This is a genomic window from Paenibacillus sp. T2-29 (genome assembly GCF_052921365.1).
Genome location: NZ_JBREVE010000016.1, coordinates 39,431 through 56,068, shown reverse-complemented (window position 1 = coordinate 56,068; position 16,638 = coordinate 39,431). Strand labels below are relative to the sequence as shown.

The 16,638-nt window shown below is 43.5% G+C and carries 12 protein-coding genes, 1 pseudogene and 1 riboswitch; of the genes and pseudogenes, 8 read left to right on the top strand and 5 right to left on the bottom strand.

Going from position 1 to position 16,638, the window contains the following annotated elements; translation table 11 throughout:
* The first annotated feature begins 163 nt into the window (after positions 1–163).
* Positions 164–2,332, top strand: coding sequence for an amidase (locus ACU1JV_RS26440; protein ID WP_413986147.1), 2,169 nt, complete (start codon positions 164–166; stop codon positions 2,330–2,332).
* A gap of 67 nt (positions 2,333–2,399) precedes the next feature.
* Here ACU1JV_RS26440 and ACU1JV_RS26435 read toward each other — a convergent pair whose 3' ends face one another.
* The 3 genes from ACU1JV_RS26435 to ACU1JV_RS26425 form a co-directional block, all read right to left on the bottom strand.
* Positions 2,400–2,576, bottom strand: coding sequence for an SMR family transporter (locus tag ACU1JV_RS26435; protein ID WP_274597500.1), 177 nt, complete (start codon positions 2,574–2,576; stop codon positions 2,400–2,402).
* A 94-nt stretch (positions 2,577–2,670) separates the two neighbouring features.
* Positions 2,671–2,769: riboswitch (guanidine-I (ykkC/yxkD leader) on the bottom strand.
* An 8-nt stretch (positions 2,770–2,777) separates the two neighbouring features.
* Positions 2,778–3,299 (bottom strand): GNAT family N-acetyltransferase, encoded by a 522-nt coding sequence (locus ACU1JV_RS26430; RefSeq protein ID WP_413986146.1) that lies wholly within the window; start codon positions 3,297–3,299, stop codon positions 2,778–2,780.
* 30 nt (positions 3,300–3,329) lie between these two features.
* Positions 3,330–3,782 (bottom strand): MarR family winged helix-turn-helix transcriptional regulator, encoded by a 453-nt coding sequence (locus tag ACU1JV_RS26425; protein WP_013371169.1) that lies wholly within the window; start codon positions 3,780–3,782, stop codon positions 3,330–3,332.
* A gap of 114 nt (positions 3,783–3,896) precedes the next feature.
* Between ACU1JV_RS26425 and ACU1JV_RS26420 the strand changes: the two genes are divergently transcribed.
* Both ACU1JV_RS26420 and ACU1JV_RS26415 read left to right on the top strand, forming a co-directional pair.
* Positions 3,897–4,541 (top strand): YczE/YyaS/YitT family protein, encoded by a 645-nt coding sequence (locus tag ACU1JV_RS26420; protein ID WP_346835727.1) that lies wholly within the window; start codon positions 3,897–3,899, stop codon positions 4,539–4,541.
* 210 nt (positions 4,542–4,751) lie between these two features.
* Entirely contained in the window at positions 4,752–5,639 is an 888-nt protein-coding gene (locus ACU1JV_RS26415; RefSeq protein WP_090739207.1) for a dihydrodipicolinate synthase family protein, read from the top strand.
* 85 nt (positions 5,640–5,724) lie between these two features.
* Here the strand turns inward: ACU1JV_RS26415 and ACU1JV_RS26410 are convergent, their stop codons facing one another.
* Positions 5,725–9,372 (bottom strand): glycosyl hydrolase 115 family protein, encoded by a 3,648-nt coding sequence (locus ACU1JV_RS26410; RefSeq protein ID WP_413986145.1) that lies wholly within the window; start codon positions 9,370–9,372, stop codon positions 5,725–5,727.
* Positions 9,373–9,511: 139 nt separating this feature from the next.
* On the opposite strand from ACU1JV_RS26410, the gene ACU1JV_RS26405 reads away from it, so the two are divergent.
* Positions 9,512–10,327, top strand: a complete 816-nt coding sequence (locus ACU1JV_RS26405; protein WP_413986144.1) for an AraC family transcriptional regulator — start codon at positions 9,512–9,514, stop codon at positions 10,325–10,327.
* A 98-nt stretch (positions 10,328–10,425) separates the two neighbouring features.
* Positions 10,426–11,279, top strand: a pseudogene (locus ACU1JV_RS26400) (SDR family oxidoreductase).
* Positions 11,280–11,465: 186 nt separating this feature from the next.
* Here ACU1JV_RS26400 and ACU1JV_RS26395 read toward each other — a convergent pair.
* Positions 11,466–12,119, bottom strand: coding sequence for a GntR family transcriptional regulator (locus ACU1JV_RS26395; RefSeq protein WP_058831429.1), 654 nt, complete (start codon positions 12,117–12,119; stop codon positions 11,466–11,468).
* A 158-nt stretch (positions 12,120–12,277) separates the two neighbouring features.
* Between ACU1JV_RS26395 and uxuA the strand changes: the two genes are divergently transcribed.
* The 3 genes from uxuA (at position 12,278) to ACU1JV_RS26380 (ending at position 16,536) form a co-directional block, all read left to right on the top strand.
* Positions 12,278–13,357: a mannonate dehydratase gene (uxuA, locus tag ACU1JV_RS26390; protein ID WP_040101342.1), complete on the top strand. Its 1,080-nt coding sequence runs from the start codon at positions 12,278–12,280 to the stop codon at positions 13,355–13,357.
* Positions 13,358–14,965 carry a mannitol dehydrogenase family protein gene (locus ACU1JV_RS26385; RefSeq protein ID WP_058712355.1) on the top strand — a complete coding sequence of 536 codons (1,608 nt, stop codon included), beginning with the start codon at positions 13,358–13,360 and terminating at the stop codon, positions 14,963–14,965.
* Between the two features lie 362 nt (positions 14,966–15,327).
* Positions 15,328–16,536 (top strand): MFS transporter, encoded by a 1,209-nt coding sequence (locus ACU1JV_RS26380; RefSeq protein ID WP_025678347.1) that lies wholly within the window; start codon positions 15,328–15,330, stop codon positions 16,534–16,536.
* Positions 16,537–16,638 lie beyond the last annotated feature (102 nt).

Below are 16,638 nucleotides of genomic sequence, written 5' to 3'. Positions count from 1 at the left end.
CTTATTAGCTGTACTTTCTGGCTCCCAACATTACAAAAATTGACACTTCTAATGAAAATAAGTAGTATAAATAGAAAGATTTATACAAAAAAGAGTCCTTTCCTCATTCCCCTCTATTCAAATTCTTGATCCTACCTATCTTATTTTAAGGAGTGAAAATGCTATGCGCGCACGAACGTTAAAAGCAAGTACAAGGAATGTAATCGGTAGCTATTACAAATGGATCGCAGCTGGTATGATTGTAACTCTCACGGGATGCTCGCTTGCATCCGCCGCTCCTTCACCCTCACTCTCATCCTCAAGTAAAACTAGTGAACCTACCTCCTCCCTGGTTACATTTCAATTGCAAGAGGCTACGATTGCTCAGATGCAGGACGCGATGAAGTCAGGAGCACTATCGAGTGTCGAGCTCACAGCCATGTACCTTAACCGGGTATATGCCTATGATTCTAGTGGCATTCAGCTGAATTCCATCCCTGTTCTGAATCCTGACGTACTAAAAGAAGCCGCTCAGGCTGATCAGCAAAGGGCACAGGGGATTAATACCGGGCCTCTGCAAGGCATCCCCTACACGGTTAAAGACAGTTACAAGGTTAAGGGACTCACTGTTGCTTCTGGATCTCCGGCTTTCAAAAACCTGATGGCAAAAGATGATGCCTTTACAGTAGAGAAGATACGCAAATCCGGTGGGGTGCTCATTGGCAAAACCAATATGCCGCCAATGGCAGCTGGTGGAATGCAAAGAGGCGTTTATGGTCGTGCCGAAAGTCCGTACAATCCAGATTATTTGGCTGCAGCCTGGTACTCTGGCTCCTCTAACGGATCTGGCGTGTCAACAGCCGCCAACCTCGCTGCCTTCGGTATGGGGGAAGAAACGGTATCCTCTGGAAGATCACCAGCATCGAACAATGGTTTAATTGCCTACACCCCATCGCGGGGCCTAATCTCCATTCGGGGGAATTGGCCGCTCTTCCCTATACGGGATGTCGTCGTTCCACATACGAGAACTATCGAGGACATGCTCCGCCTGCTTGACGTGATTGTTGTTGAGGATAAGATCACCAAGGGCGATTTTTGGCGAGAACAGAAAGCCGTTCGGCTCCCTTCTGTCAACAGTGTCCGTCCCAATTCCTATCTGGAGTTGCGAGATACGCAAGCTTTGAAAGGCAAACGTATTGGTGTTCCGAAAATCTATATCGGTAAGGACCCTGAAACCACAACTCCGATTAAATTCAGACCTTCAATACAGGCATTATGGGAAAAAGCTGTAAAGGATTTAACTGCTCTTGGAGCTGAAGTTGTGGAAGTTGACTTCCCTTTGCAAGTGAACAGCGAGAAGGACCGACCTACAGCGAAAACACCTGAAGAACGCGGTTTGATGCCGGCAAAGTGGGCTGAAAAGGAATTCGGACTGCTTAATCCTTATGTAGCTGAGGAATTCCTTAAAAGTGTGGGCGATCCGAATTTCCCCTCATGGGCTAATATCGACCCTGCAACCGTCTTTCCAAATCCGCCCGGTTCGGTTGATGCCAAACGTGGCAGAGACCTTGGTCACTATGACGTATTCATTGACACCATAAAGAAAGGCGTCACCCCTTACGAACAAATTCCTCAGTTTCAAGAAGGGCTGCGGGGGCTTGAAAATGTACGAAAAATTGATTTTGAAAATTGGATGAAGCAAAATAACCTTGATTTTATAGTTTTCCCGGCCAATTCGAATATCGGCAAAGCGGACTCCGATGTAAATGAAACATCCTATGAGGAGGCTTGGGAGAATGGCAACTATTTCTCCAATACGAATTTCCTTCTACGCGAGTACGGAATCCCGAGTGTGTCTGTGAGTATGGGTGCTATGAAAGATACCGGTATGCCCGTCAACCTGACGATGGCAGGTGCCGCATATAGCGATAACGACCTGCTTCGATACGCTTATTCCTATGAGCAAGCAACCAAAAACCGTCCTATTGCAACACGCACGCCAGCGCTTGAGGATGAAACCTTTTCCTATAACCCACAAACTGCTCTCCCACCCTCTAAACGCAAGGAAACAGAAGCTCCTGCACTTAAGTTGAATGCTTCGCTCAAGGGCGATATTCTCGCTTTGAAAGGTTCAGTCACAGATCAAAGTGAAATCGCTCAGCTCAAAGTTTATGTCAATGGCATGCGTGTCGCTATTACAGAAGATAAAGCTAATTGGTCAGCAACACTTCCAACTGCTATATATAAACAGAGTGGTGCCTCCCAAGCCGATACACTGCATATTCTTGTGCTGGCGAAGGATATTTACGGAAATACCTCTGCTCAAATCAAATCTGTCACATTACCCCAATGACGAAGGACATCATAGAACATAAATTAGCAAACTCCCTAGCTGCTTTCCCAGTATAGGGAGTTTGTCTTCAAATCCCATCATTGTTCAGCCTACAAGCTTTAGTCCAAATCATGAGTATGAAACTTACAAAAATAGCAACCAAAGTCCCTCCCCACTCTAACCATCCACTGGAATGTTTCAGCCCGATAACCCATGCAACTTCAAATAATGCCGCAATTACAACAGATAACCATGTCTTGTTCATTTTGTACTTCCTCCTTTTTGATAACGCTGCAAATGTAATATGGATCTAAGCAGCAATTAAAAAAAGCCTGAGATCATACTGCATACAGCAGTTTTTCTCCCAGGCTTTTATCCTTCCGTGACACAGTGCAACGACTGTGAGTTTTCTCTCGGACCAGCCGATATGACATCGCGGAACCCTAGAAAACATTTTTAAATTCAATTACAGTATCATTGATTTGGTCATTATGAAATCAATTTGTTCTTCAGCCCCCATATAAAAAGAGTGTGCACCCGTTTGAACAAACCCCATTTTCTTATAAAAAGCAATGGCATTTTCATTTTTTTCCCATACCCCGAGCCAGACCTTCTTTTTATTATGTCCCAGTGCAATTTCCATAGCTTTATTTAACAGATATTTACCAAGCCCATATTTTTGAAGTTTGTTTTTGATATAAATCCTCTCAACTTCGAGTGACTCATCACCCATTTTTTCGGATTGGGCATCATTTATATTTACTTTTAAAAATCCAGCAAGTTCTTCATTAAAATAGACGAAAAAGAATTCTGAAGAGACATTGGACAATTCCTTCTCTAACTGTTTCGAGTTAAATGCTCTTTCCAGATAGGCTTGCATATTTTCAGGTGAATTTTGTTCTTTAAAAGTATCGTTGAATGTTTCAATGCTTATTTCTTGGAGTGTTTGTAAATCTGCACGGCTGCATTTGATAATTTTCGCATTCATTATAAATTTATGCTCCTTCATATAAATCAATTAGTAAATTCTTTTGTTCCCTTTTTTCACAAATTCCCATTCATCGCTTATATTTTTTCTTACTCTTTGAAGTAGATTAAAAATAGTGTTTACTTCACTTTCCGAAAATCCCGCTAAGGCAACATTATCCGAATAATCATGTTCTCTTTTTATGAAAGGATAGACATTGTTCCCTTTTTCTGTTGGAAAGAGTTTATTAATTTTTTTGTTATGCTGATCCTCTTTCTTTTCAATAAACCCATTAATTACAAGTTTTTGGATAGCGCGAGATGCGGTTGTTCGATCTACTTTTATCATCTCAGCTAACTTTTCTTGAATGATTCCTGGGTTTTCACATATTCGTACAAGGTATAAATACTGTCCTTTTGTAAGGTCATATTCTTTAAATTCAATATTACTTATCGAATCTAATGCTCTGGCTATCATCCCAATTTCACGAAGTACTTCCTTCATAATGAACTCCTTTGCCCCTATTTTGTTGCAAATGCAATAAACATGGTATATATTTAATCTACCCTAACTTTGTTGCATTTGCAATATAAAATTATATTAAAGAGGTCGAGTAAAGTGAAATATGTTTTTTTTGTAATAGGTATTTTTATATTATCCCTTGGTATTTCTTTCACTATACAATCAGACCTTGGGACATCACCTTTTGATGCGCTTTTGGTAGGACTATCCACAAATGTGGGGCTTACTGTAGGAAGTTGGGAAATCATAATGGCTTTGATTTTGATCTGTTGTAATTCACTTTTAAATAGACAAAGACCAGAAGTTTTGGGGTTGTTAACAGCATTTATAACGGGGATTGGTATTGATATGTGGCTTTTTTTATTGCAGGATGTGTTAACGCCTGAACTATGGTACAGCAAAGTTGTTTGTTTTGGAATTGGTTTAATTGTTGTTGGATTAGGAACTGCAACATATTTACAGACAAACTTTGCGCCCATTCCAGTTGACCGATTAACAATAATCGTACAGGAATTAACTAGAACAAATCTATTTTTTTCAAGAACATTCATTTACCTCATATTCTTGGTCATAGCGTTAATTTTAAATGGACCCATTGGCATCGGAACTTTGTTAACTGTTGGTCTAGGGGGGCTAATACTCAATTATTTCATGCCCCTCACTGGAAAAGTATTAGATCGCATCTTAACACACTCTGGTACATCACCAAATCATGATAAAGACAAAAAGCATTCAATATAGAATGCTTTTTGTCTTTCTAATTCAACTAACCTGATCTGAAGGCGTAATATCATTACATTAATTTCGATACAGAATCTTTATTTTCAATTTTAAGTTCTCTAGAAGAATTGGTACAGTTATTTGTTTCTTAATTGGTACTTTAATTGCGTCTTATTCATTTTTATAATGTGTTTGTATTTTGAAGGTCAATTCATAAAGGAGTGTAACTTTATGTTCCACGGATTATCTGCTTTTCCACTCACACCGGTTAATGAGACAGGCATTGACGAAAAAGCATTTGTGACGCTGATTCAACGATTAGTTGCAGCTGGTGTAGACTCAATTGGTACATTAGGATCAACTGGAAATTATGCATATCTTAATCGAGAAGAACGTTTACGTGTTCTTCAACTTGCTGTCCACTCAGCCGAGGGGATTCCCGTGATGACAAGTATAAGTGCGATTCGTACCTTAGAAGTACTTCGATTAGCGGAAGATGCACAAAGAGCAGGAGCAAGTGCAGTGCTGCTAGCCCCCATCTCCTATCAAGCACTAACGAATGAAGAAGTATTTTCACTTTATGAACAGGTAACCAGTTCACTCTCCATTCCACTTTGTGTCTATGATAATCCGGGTACCTCCCATTTTCATTTCAGTGATGAATTGCACGGCCGAATTGCTGAGTTACCTAATGTTGGTTCGATTAAGATTCCCGGAGTACCTACTGATCCCGAAGCAGCCAAGACACGCATCAAAAAACTACGAGGGTCGATTCCTCCCCACGTAACTATAGGAGTAAGTGGAGATTCATTTGCAGTCACCGGCTTGAATGCAGGTTGTGAAGCATGGTTCTCAGTTCTTGGCGGATTGTTCCCAAAAGCGTGTCTAAATATGACCCGATTGGCCCAGGACGGTTTTGCTGACGAAGCAGAACGACTCTCGGCACTACTTGAACCTATTTGGACGTTATTTCATCAATATGGTAGCCTTCGTGTTGTTTCAGCAGCAGCAGAAATAAGTGGCTTGATCTCAAGTCCCAGTCTTCCTTTACCCTTACAACCATTGAATCCATCAGCTAGAGAATACTTGAAACTCATATTAAACAATCTTCAGGAATGAATTGTTTCTTTTATTATCGAAAAAAGAGCGGAATCTCAACATGTATCTAAATTCCGCTCTTTCAGCATGGAGGCGCTACTTTAACTTAGGGCTGTTTTCTTATCGAATCCGTCCAGAGTGCATCCACAGGCGGTAATTCGTTCCCTTGTGTCATATATATCCGGTCGACTCTGAGTTGCGACTTTCGAGCTAAGATCGAAAACAGATGATCACCACGGGTCAATTCCAAATCCGACAGTAAACACCAATAGTACACTTGAGCTGTGTTATACGTATGCAGTGTGCCCTGGCCCAGTTGTTCGGATAAAGGTCTCACTACGCCGTCCAGCGATAAGTAGCATGAATCGGATTGGCCGTTATGATGTCGAACCAAAATCCAAATATGGTAATTACCTGAATTCGTGATGTTTATTTTGTAATGCATCCCTGGAGCAATCTCCGGGTTCTCCCACTGCCTTCCAGGCTCAGAGACATGCATGGCGAAACCTGTTCTTCCATTGGTTTCGGCCTGTACGTGGCTCCAATCAATAGCATTACCGTCTTTACTGGACGTGAGATACGCATTTTTAGAGTTTTCCAATGCATATTCGGCTTCGATCGCAACGATGCTGTTTGATTCGATAAACATACCCGCACCAAATTCTTTTATAATATCCTTTGTACCGTCAGCATCACAGATGTCCACATAGCGTTTGTCCCCCAACATGGTCTGCGGAACATCAAAACATTTCAAGAAGATCTCATCAATGGTAGCGTAAAAATCTCTTGTGGCATAAAGAACGACGGGGAGAGGTACTTCATGCTCTCCAGTTTCGTAAAATTGATTACATAATTGTTCGATTTCATTCCAATTCACAGTAGGACTTTCCAGACCGTGATCGGTAACCAACCTATGATAATGCTGACTGGCAATCGGTCCTAAATTGCACGTTTTTTGCTCATTCGTATATATCACTAACTTGTTAATCGTGACATAAGGATCTACCATATAAATTCTTAAGGCATGTATACCGGAAGCTAGGTAGGGCAGCTCCACTCTTATCTTCTCACCGTTATTAAAAACGGATTCCTGCCAGGTGCCCAGCCACTCGTCACGAGTCTCTGATTCTACCAGAATAGGTGCTATATCATCGACTCCGATACCGAAACGAATGTTGCCTGTCGAATTTAAAGTAAGAAAACGGTGAATCTCTAAGGTAAACTGCCCAGCCTCTTTCAAAAAAATATCGTATCCTAAATATGGATGATTCTTAAGCTCTCCTCCAAGGGGTCGTAGTTCACCGTTCCAGGCCATCATCGCGGCTCCTTCATATCTTCCCATCCCCGGTATGACTACCCAACCAGACTTATCTGTCGAATCTGCACCGGGAACATTATGGTCGTAGGAGGCTGCTGGGATAGACACATACCCGTCTGCCTCTATATGTCCGTAAAACGTTTCAGGAACATTTACACCTTCCTCAACTTGCACCTTTATTGGAACAGAAGTCATATCTTTATGGTTTCGGACGGTCAGTTGTCCAGTCTTTCCAGCATGCTGATGCGGATCAATGATCGAGACAAGAATTCTTTTCTCCGTTTGGATCAATCCTTCACTTTCGGAAAGAATGATCCAATCTTCGCCTTCCATTACCTCAATCGTGAATGGAATAGTCCCGTTCCCCTGGTTTCCAATCTCAAACCATTTTTGTTTTTGACCATGGATGGAAAAGCGCAGTGTGGTTTCTTCATTCCAAAGGTCGATTCTCATGCCACCCTGAGCAATTTTCAATGCGGGCTTTCGCGCAGGATACAAGACGGTAGGCGGTGGTGGAAAGCTTTCCGGTGTGAGGACTCCATTCCACTTGCCTTCACTCATTTTTGCATTATAGAAATGAAGCATTCTTCGTTTGTAGTCCGCCATTTTTATCGAAAGCTCCACATATTGGTCAGCAGCCTGCATGTTTCCGCGCTCGTAAGAAAGCGTACTTCTGTCGGCAAAATAAAACTCATGGTTGGTATAATATGACGCGTGAATTTTCATGAGAAACATCTGGAAAAATGCAGCCCGCTCCTGGACCGGAAGGCTGTACATTATGGCATTGCCTCGACGAAAAATATCCTCCAGCCGCATTAATCTGCGCCCTGCTTCATCACCTAATACAGTTTGTGAAAACACATTGGATTGCATATGTTCGATCTTTCGTACATTAGTGACCTGTGCAAATGTTTCATATAATTCCGCAGCTTCAGGTCCGTGGTTGCCGGAAAAATTGGCGTTTATCCAAGATTCGACGAATTGGGATGCATTCTTGGTCATTCCTTCCTCTTTGCCGGCTTCCCAGCCAGATCGCAAAAAGAATTCCATATCCTGTTCAAGGGGCTTCAACCCGCCAACATTCAGAATCCACAATTTTCGAATTCCCGATTCATACGATTTTTTCAATTCATTCCCTGTATGGGCCAATGGAATTGAATTGATAAAGAGATAGCTCATCGACGTTCCTGGAGCTGCCCAGTAAGAATTGTGATAATACAAACCGTTGCCTCCACTGCGTTGACGTTCCTTCTCATTCGGGTATCGGCGCATATGCCCAAAGTTATCGTTTGCCCAAATAAGAGTCACACATTCAGGTATATCAAGACCTCGGTCATATAGCTCTAGTACTTCTTTGTACGGGATAAATGTCTGTAATGAAGCATTTTCTTTTGATTCGCCGATCACGTCCTTGAGAATTTGCTTTTGATCTTGTATGACCTTTCCTAGCAGAGAACACTTGGCTTCTGCCCGTTCTTCCCTAGTCATGGAATTGTCCTCTTCAATGGCCTGCGTATAAAATCCCGAATCATGGATTCCACGCATGCCAACCGTATAACACACTTCGTAATTTTTATTCTTCTCGACACTTTCCCGCCAATACTCCTGTAGAATCTCGCGATTTCGGCCTTCGATGGAATAATCGTATGAGGCGTCGTCATAACCCTTGGCTGCAAGCCATGGCTCCCATTCATTCTGGTTGCTGCGAAGCAACATATCGCAATGCGACGTGCCTACAACAATCCCCATTTTTTCAGCGAGTGCTCCATTTTCGGGATTCTCATTAAAATAATTCACATGCATGGCAGGCCAGATGAAATTGGCCTTCAGTCGAAGTAAAAGTTCGAAAATGGATTGATACGCGGCAGGCCCGATGGTGCCATCTTGCGTATGAATCTTGGCCCAGTCATCAAGCTCTTCCTCATCATTCAGGAAAATTCCCCGGTACTGAACCGCTGGCCAATCTGCTTTGGAGTAGTCCAAAGGCAGACAAAGTACATCGTAGGTTTTCACCGGTACATCCGCCCAGTAATACCACGGAGACACACCCATTGCCTCGCACAAGTCATAGATTCCGAAGATGGTACCGCGCCTGTCGGTTCCTATGATATATAAGACACCGTCAATGACTTCCTGAAGAAACGCTTCCCACCGATATGAGCCATCCTCCAGCGCTAGTTTTTTCAGCGATACCCCTTTTTCTTGCAGATAAGCGAGTAACGGCTCATTGTCTGTGATCGTGCCGATCACGATGCTGCTTTGATCCATTTCTTTTGCTCGCAATAGCTTACAACCGCAAACCCAATCAATATCTCGCATAAGATTGCAAAAGGCAAGATGCACCGCGCTGTTTTCCGTTTCGGAAACAAAAACAGGCACCGTGTGATTTCTTTTCAACAGTTCAAATTCATTCTGGGTTCCTTGGTGTGATTTCAAGTGTCTAACCTCCTCATGTGGTCCATTCGGAAGAAAATCTGGTAGCTAAACTATACCTGAATACCAAGCAATAATCTTTTAATATGTTGCCTAATTATCGATTTGTTATATTATATTGCTATAGGATGGAGGTTGAGCGATGATTGCTGATGTAAGTCATATGCATCCCCTATTTTCAATCGAGTATGTCGTCCATGATGCAGACCACAACATGACCAATTTTCATTATCACGATGCATATGAACTTTATTTTCTAGAAAAAGGGTACCATCAGATTTTGATCCAGGACTCCATCTATGACATTGAGCTGCATGATGTTGCACTGTTCAAACCAAATTTGTTCCATAGAAGCTACCAAAATCAAGGCTGTGCCAGAACATGTGTCTATTTCACGGAGCGTTTCTTGCGATTATATTTTACGGAGCGGGCGATAAAATCTTTATTAGGCTGCTTTAACACAAAAATCATCATCTCTTTGAACCAAGAAGTGTTTGCGAAAGTGAAAAGGCTATTGAAATCTCTGGAGAAAGAAAACGTCTCGGGTGAGAGTGATCGTATTTTTATACTTTTAGCTGAACTGTTATCACTATTAAATAATAATAAGGATTCCCAAACCGTGGAGCAGCAGTCTTCCAAGTACGCTAACTTTGGACCTATTCTGTCGTATATCAACCAAAACTATAACAAAATCACCAAAATCGAAGAAATCGCAAAGTCGTTTTACATGTCCAAATATTATTTGTGTCATCGTTTTAAAGAAGTCACGGGACTTACGGTTATTCAATATTTAAATAACATTAAGATTCAACATGCTTGCAACTTGCTGATCAATACAAAGTTAACGATACTCGAGATTGGTAACGAATGTGGCTTCAACTCGTCCATGTATTTTTGTAAGATCTTTAAACAAACGATATTCATGACACCTAGCGAATTTAGAAAGAAAGCTAGATAAGATCATCTGTTATCGTTTTAGACTAAAATTCATGACAGCTTGTGGGACGCGAATAAGCGTAATACGGGCTTATCTTCCAACGAAAAGAGGAATGTAAATTGACTAGTCTTCCCCTGCATCCGGCTTTGTCCGGAAAAACAGTTGTGGTAACCGGCGGTTCCGGCGTGTTGTGCAGCTCCATGGCCAAGGAGCTTGCCCGCCAGGGTGCCAAGGTCGCCATTTTGAACCGTACTGCTGATAAGGGCGAATTGATTGCAAAGGAAATTTGTGAAAGCGGCGGAGAATCCATCGCGGTTGCCTGCGATGTGACCGATGTCGAAAGCGTGAAGCAGGCTGAGGAGACGGTCCGCCGCCTGCTCGGTCGTGCGATATTCTAATCAATGGAGCAGGCGGCAACCACCCCAGTGCGAATACGAGTCAGGAGACGTTTCATCCTGAAGATCTGAACCAGCCGGGAATCACTACCTTTTTCGATCTCAGTGTGCCTGGCTTCCGCAATGTACTTGATTTAAATTTTATCGGGACTTTAATCCCAACACAGATTTTTTCCAAAAGCATGATCGGGCGACCCGGCGCTGTGGTCCTTAACATATCCTCCATGAGCGCTCCCAGCCCGATGACCAAGGTTCCCGCCTACAGCGCTGCCAAAGCCGCCATCAACAACTTCACCCAGTGGCTGTCCGTACATCTAGCCGAATCCGGCATTCGGGTGAATGCCATTGCCCCCGGATTTTTCCTGACAGAGCAGAACCGACAATTGCTCACCAACGAGGACGGCTCGCTTACCGAGCGCTCGGCCAAGATTATTGCCCACACCCCGATGCGCCGTTTCGGTGAACCTGAAGACCTCCTCGGAACGCTGCTTTGGCTGGTCGATGAAACCGCTTCCGGTTTTGTGACAGGTGCAGTCATTCCTATCGATGGTGGTTTCATGGCCTATTCGGGGGTATAGAATCTTCATTTTCCAGCCCTTGCCCTTCTATTTTACAATTGCGAAGCGGCAAGGGGCTTAGTGTGTCAACAACGCCCTATCTTGTATACAAGATCTCGAATTCCTATGAAAATCCTTCAATTCCAACCACCACTTGACGGTAAACAACTAAACTCATAAGCAAAAAATGAATAACACACACCAGCATTATTTCTTGATATAGTCAGCGAACTGCCGGAGGAATTCGAGAGAATGTATATCCTTTCTGAGATGATGGTGAACCAGATCATCCATTTTGCTTGTTTCCTGATTCAACATATATTCAAGCATGGTTTGGTGCTCATGCCAGATTTCCATCAGCTTCCCTGCTTGCAGCATATGCAGCTTGCGATATCTGATATAGTGAACATTTGATTGCTGAATTAGCTGCCAAAGAAATTCTCGGCCTACCAATTGGAACATAGTTTGGTGGAACTGATCGTCCAAAATGAGAAATTGATCCGTAGCATGATCTTCATCAATGACAGCCCTCTGTCTGTCCAGAATTTCGCTCAGCTTCTGTATATCGCTTAATGCAAATTGCGTAGAAAGCTCCTTCATAATCTCTTTTTCCACTGCGCTTCTCAAGTAGCTCATTTGTTCTACGGACTCCAGATCGATATAAGAGACAATGTTCCCCTTTTTGGGATAAATATCAATATAAGATTCCAGTGCAAGCTGCTTCAATACATCGCGCAGCGGAGTTCTGGACAACTGGAAGCGTTCTGACAAGGTCGTCTCGCTGAGCAGAGTACCAGGCTTTAAGATCATCGACAAAATATCATTTTTCAAAAGCTGCTTGATTTCTTCCTTTGTAAACATATCATTCCTGCCTTCACTTTATAAATCTAGACTTATTATAAAACATTTTGATGTGTTGAACCCCTCTAAAATTGTCATTGACAAGGGCAAACTTTGTACTTTATGATCAAACCGATCTTGTATACAAGATCACCAATAAAATCAGGGAGGGTATCTTTATGAACATGACCTGGAGATGGTATGGAGAAGGCAACGACAATATTACACTGGATCATATCCGGCAAATTCCGGGAGTTATGGGTATTGTCTGGTCTTTACATGATAAGGTAGCTGGTGAAGTATGGGAAATGGAACGAATTGAGAAGGTAGCTGAGCAGATCACAAGCAAGGGCTTTAGTACGGCGGTCGTAGAAAGTGTAAATGTCCACGATGATATCAAAATCGGCCTCCCATCCCGCGATCAATACATTGACATTTATATTGACACCATTCGCAAATTAGCCAAGGTGGGAGTCAAGGTGATTTGCTATAACTTTATGCCTATCTTTGACTGGACCAGAACAGAGTTGTATAAAGAACTACCTGATGGATCTAACGCTCTGTTTTATGAAAAGGCTGCCATTACCGATAATCCCCGCCAAATGGTGGATCGGATTCTCAAGGGAGCAGGGAAGTTCACGATGCCAGGCTGGGAACCGGAGCGGTTGGCGAGACTAGATGAATTGTTTGCTGCTTATGCGGAAGTCACTGAAGACAAGCTGTTTGACAATCTAAAGTATTTTCTTGAGCGCATTATCCCCGTCTGCGAGGAGGTTGACATCAAGATGGCCATTCATCCTGATGATCCGGCATGGCCCATCTTCGGGTTACCGAGAATTGTTCGGAGTCGTGAGACCATCCGGCGTATCCTGGATGCAGTGAACAGTCCATATAATGGTCTAACCTTCTGCACAGGCTCACTGGGGACTAATCTTGAGAATGATTTGCCAGCTATGATTCGGGAGTTCCATGATCGTATTCATTTTGCGCATATTCGTAATGTTAAGGTGTTCGAAAATGGCGACTTTATTGAAGTATCACACCGTGGAAAGGACGGAAGCGTCGATGTACCGGAAGTAGTTAGAGCTTATTACGAGAACGGCTATCAGGGATATGTGCGCCCAGACCATGGCAGACATCTATGGGGAGAAGAAAAGAATTGTCGGCCAGGCTACGGTTTGTATGACCGTGCACTGGGAGTTATGTACTTGCTGGGTGTCTGGGATAGTCTGGCTCAAAACAACAAGGGAGTGAATTAGATGCTCCAGCTTAACCGGAAAAGCCTTTTAGACAGGACGGCCTGGGAAGCAGCAGGTATTGAACTGCCAAAATATGATTTGGAGCTTGTAGCCCATAATACCCGAGTTAGACCGCAATGGGTGCATTTCGGCGCAGGCAATATTTTTCGGGGGTTCGTAGCCAATGCACAGCAACAGCTGCTGAATAGTTTGAAAGCGGATACAGGTATAATTGCGGCCGAAGCCTTTGATTTTGAAATGATCGACAAAGCCTATAAGCCTTACGACAATCTAACCCTACTGGTGTCGATGAGTGCAGACGGAAGATTTTGCAAGAGTGTGGTCGCAAGCATCGTTGAAGGTCTCGCAGCAGAGCAGAATCGTCCAGACGATTACCTCCGTCTGATTGAAATATTTGAAAATCCGACTCTGCAAATGGCCAGCTTCACTGTCACGGAAAAAGGATACGTCCTCACCGGGCCCGACGGTAAGTATCTGGCTGTTGTAGAGAGGGATTTAGCGAATGGTCCTGAACAGCCGGTGCATGTGATGAGCATAGCTACTTCGCTTGTCTATCAGCGTTACCTGAAGGGACAGCTTCCAATGACCTTTGTAAGCATGGATAATTGCTCCCATAACGGCGATCTGTTAAAGGATAGTATGATTACTATCGCCAAGGAGTGGACACGCAGAAGCCTGGTAGAGAAAGGATTTGTAGACTATCTGCAGAATGAGGAGAAAATAACCTTCCCGCTGACTATGATTGATAAAATCACCCCCCGCCCTTCCTTACAGGTACAGTCTGCTCTTCGGGAGCTGGGGTTGGCCGACATGGAGATGATCGTTACCACCAGGCGTACGTATACGGCCCCCTTTGTCAATGCTGAGGTTAGCGAGTATTTGGTCATTGAAGACAAGTTTACAAACGGGAGACCTGCCCTAGAGGAAGCTGGCATCATCTTCACGGATCGGGATACGGTGGACAAAGTGGAGAAGATGAAAGTGACTACCTGTCTCAATCCGCTACATACAGCGCTGGCCCTCTCCGGGTGTCTACTCGGGTATCAACTCATTGCAGATGAAATGAAGGATCACACCTTGCGTCGTCTGGTGGAAACCATCGGCTACAAGGAAGGCTTGCCTGTTGTGGTTGATCCCGGAATTATCCAACCGAAAGCATTCATTGACGAGGTATTGCAGGAACGCTTCGCCAATCCCTATATTCCGGATGCACCACAGCGGATTGCAACAGATACCTCTCAAAAGATGAGCATCCGTTTTGGGGAAACCATAAAGTCTTATGTTAGCACAGTAGGGCTTGATCCTGCCAACTTGACTGCTATTCCCTTGTCCATTGCGATTTGGTGTCGTTATTTGCTGGGGGTTGATGATCAAGGTGCTCCCTTCTCACTCAGTCCGGACCCGTTACTGGATACATTGCAGGGGTATTTGCAGAGTACGAAGCTAGGCGATCAGACCTCCGAAATTCGCTACCTCCTTGAGGATGAAAAACTGTTCGGCGTCCGATTATATGAGATTGGTCTGGGCGACAAGATTGAAGCCATGTTTCATGAAATGCTGGCAGGTCCCGGAGCAGTCCGAAGTACGATAGAGAAGTATATGAATTAGAACTTATATTAAAGCAATCCCCCTGCTACGAAACTTTGGTCAGGGGGATTTGTAATTCTCATAACGACCGCAACTTTTCCTGCCAAATGTATGAAAGATCCCTCCAATGTTTTTAATCAACCGTTCATCTGAAGGATGGACCAACCTCTAAATCAAAGTCAATTGTACGAAAGTATATAGTGCCTTCAAGATAAAACTGATGTGTATCACGTTGATAAGGAGCATGACGCATATTATTAAGAGTCTATCGATTTATTTTTACAATTTCTGTGGAATTATATATATACATTTCCAGAGTGATGGTATATTCTAGTAAAAACAATGCTCATATAAAAAAATATGACCTTATGGAGGGACAGGCCTTGAAGAGACTTTTTGCTTTAAGTTGTGCTTTCTATCTGTTAATCGGCGTCACCAGCGTCGTGCTTGGGGCATTACTGCCGACTTTGCTGCCTCACTATGGACGGGGATACAGCGATGGTGGATTACTGCTGTTCTTGCAGTTTTTCGGCTTTCTTGTCGGCGTTCTACTCACTCCCTTCATGGCTCTACATATGGGCCGCAAGTCCATGCTTGCTATTGCCTTGGGGAGTATTGTCATCGCATGTACTATCTTGGGTGTACTGCCCTCATGGAATTGGGTCATCGTAATGGCAATCTGCATTGGCTTCGGCTCAGGCATTATTGAATCATCCATCGGAGCGTTTACAATTGAGTTTACGGAGGAGCAAAAAGCCGTGGCCATGTCCAAGCTGGATGTCTATTTTGCACTTGGTGCACTGCTTATGCCTGCCATCGTTAGCCTATATATCTGGTTTGGAATATGGAATCTAACTTTTTACACCATCTCCTTTCTTACTTTTATCCTGTTGCTATTTTGGCTTACCATGCCTGTTTCAGCCTCCACTCACCTCACACAAGCAGACATCCGCACTACTGAGCGTTCAGTTGAACAAGCTCGTTACTCAGGACAGCACCGTGTATTGCTAGGAATCTTCATTATTTTCTTCTTTGTTTATATGGGTCTTGAACTGGGGCTCATGAACTTCCTACCTTCTATTCTGACAGAAACGCTACAACTTCAGGGATCTGTTGCCTCGCTAGGTGTCAGCGTGCTTTGGATTGCAATGATCATTGGTCGTATGTTCTCAGGAAAGATTGCAGAATCAGCAGGATATATTCCTTATCTGTTATGGAGTGCAATTGGAACTTTCTGTTTTCTGGTTGCCATGGTGTTTATATCCAGCCAATGGGTTACATACCTTCTCATTTTTGGTGCAGGCATATTCATGTCTGGCCTCTTCTGTATCGCGCTTGTCTACGCCAACGTAATGATTCCAGGAATGACCGAACGGACGACCAGCATTCTGATTGCGTCAGGCGGAATTGGCGGATCGGTGCTTCAATATGTTATTGGCTGGAGCATGAGCGAATGGCCGGTGGCGGCTAGCCTCTGGATTTTAGGAGGGTTTACTCTGATTTTGCTGCTGGCACTTATTCTCACGCATCTGTGGAACAATCGGGGTAGCCGAGTAGTTGATTCACTTGCCCATCAGAGCAAGGAAGGTTGACATCGCTTAGTTCTTAGGGGAGGTGAGGCCTATCGCATTTTTGCTTTTCGGGCTGATTCTGTTACTGCGGTTATCTCTCATATCTGTGAAATCGCAGAAGCA

Coding starts and splice junctions, on each gene's coding strand:
- ACU1JV_RS26440 (WP_413986147.1), top strand. CDS start 164: ATGCGCGCACGAACGTTAAAAGCAAGTACAAGGAATGTAATCGGTAGC.
- ACU1JV_RS26435 (WP_274597500.1), bottom strand. CDS start 2,576: ATGAACAAGACATGGTTATCTGTTGTAATTGCGGCATTATTTGAAGTT.
- ACU1JV_RS26430 (WP_413986146.1), bottom strand. CDS start 3,299: ATGAATGCGAAAATTATCAAATGCAGCCGTGCAGATTTACAAACACTC.
- ACU1JV_RS26425 (WP_013371169.1), bottom strand. CDS start 3,782: ATGAAGGAAGTACTTCGTGAAATTGGGATGATAGCCAGAGCATTAGAT.
- ACU1JV_RS26415 (WP_090739207.1), top strand. CDS start 4,752: ATGTTCCACGGATTATCTGCTTTTCCACTCACACCGGTTAATGAGACA.
- ACU1JV_RS26405 (WP_413986144.1), top strand. CDS start 9,512: ATGATTGCTGATGTAAGTCATATGCATCCCCTATTTTCAATCGAGTAT.
- ACU1JV_RS26395 (WP_058831429.1), bottom strand. CDS start 12,119: ATGTTTACAAAGGAAGAAATCAAGCAGCTTTTGAAAAATGATATTTTG.
- uxuA (WP_040101342.1), top strand. CDS start 12,278: ATGAACATGACCTGGAGATGGTATGGAGAAGGCAACGACAATATTACA.
- ACU1JV_RS26385 (WP_058712355.1), top strand. CDS start 13,358: ATGCTCCAGCTTAACCGGAAAAGCCTTTTAGACAGGACGGCCTGGGAA.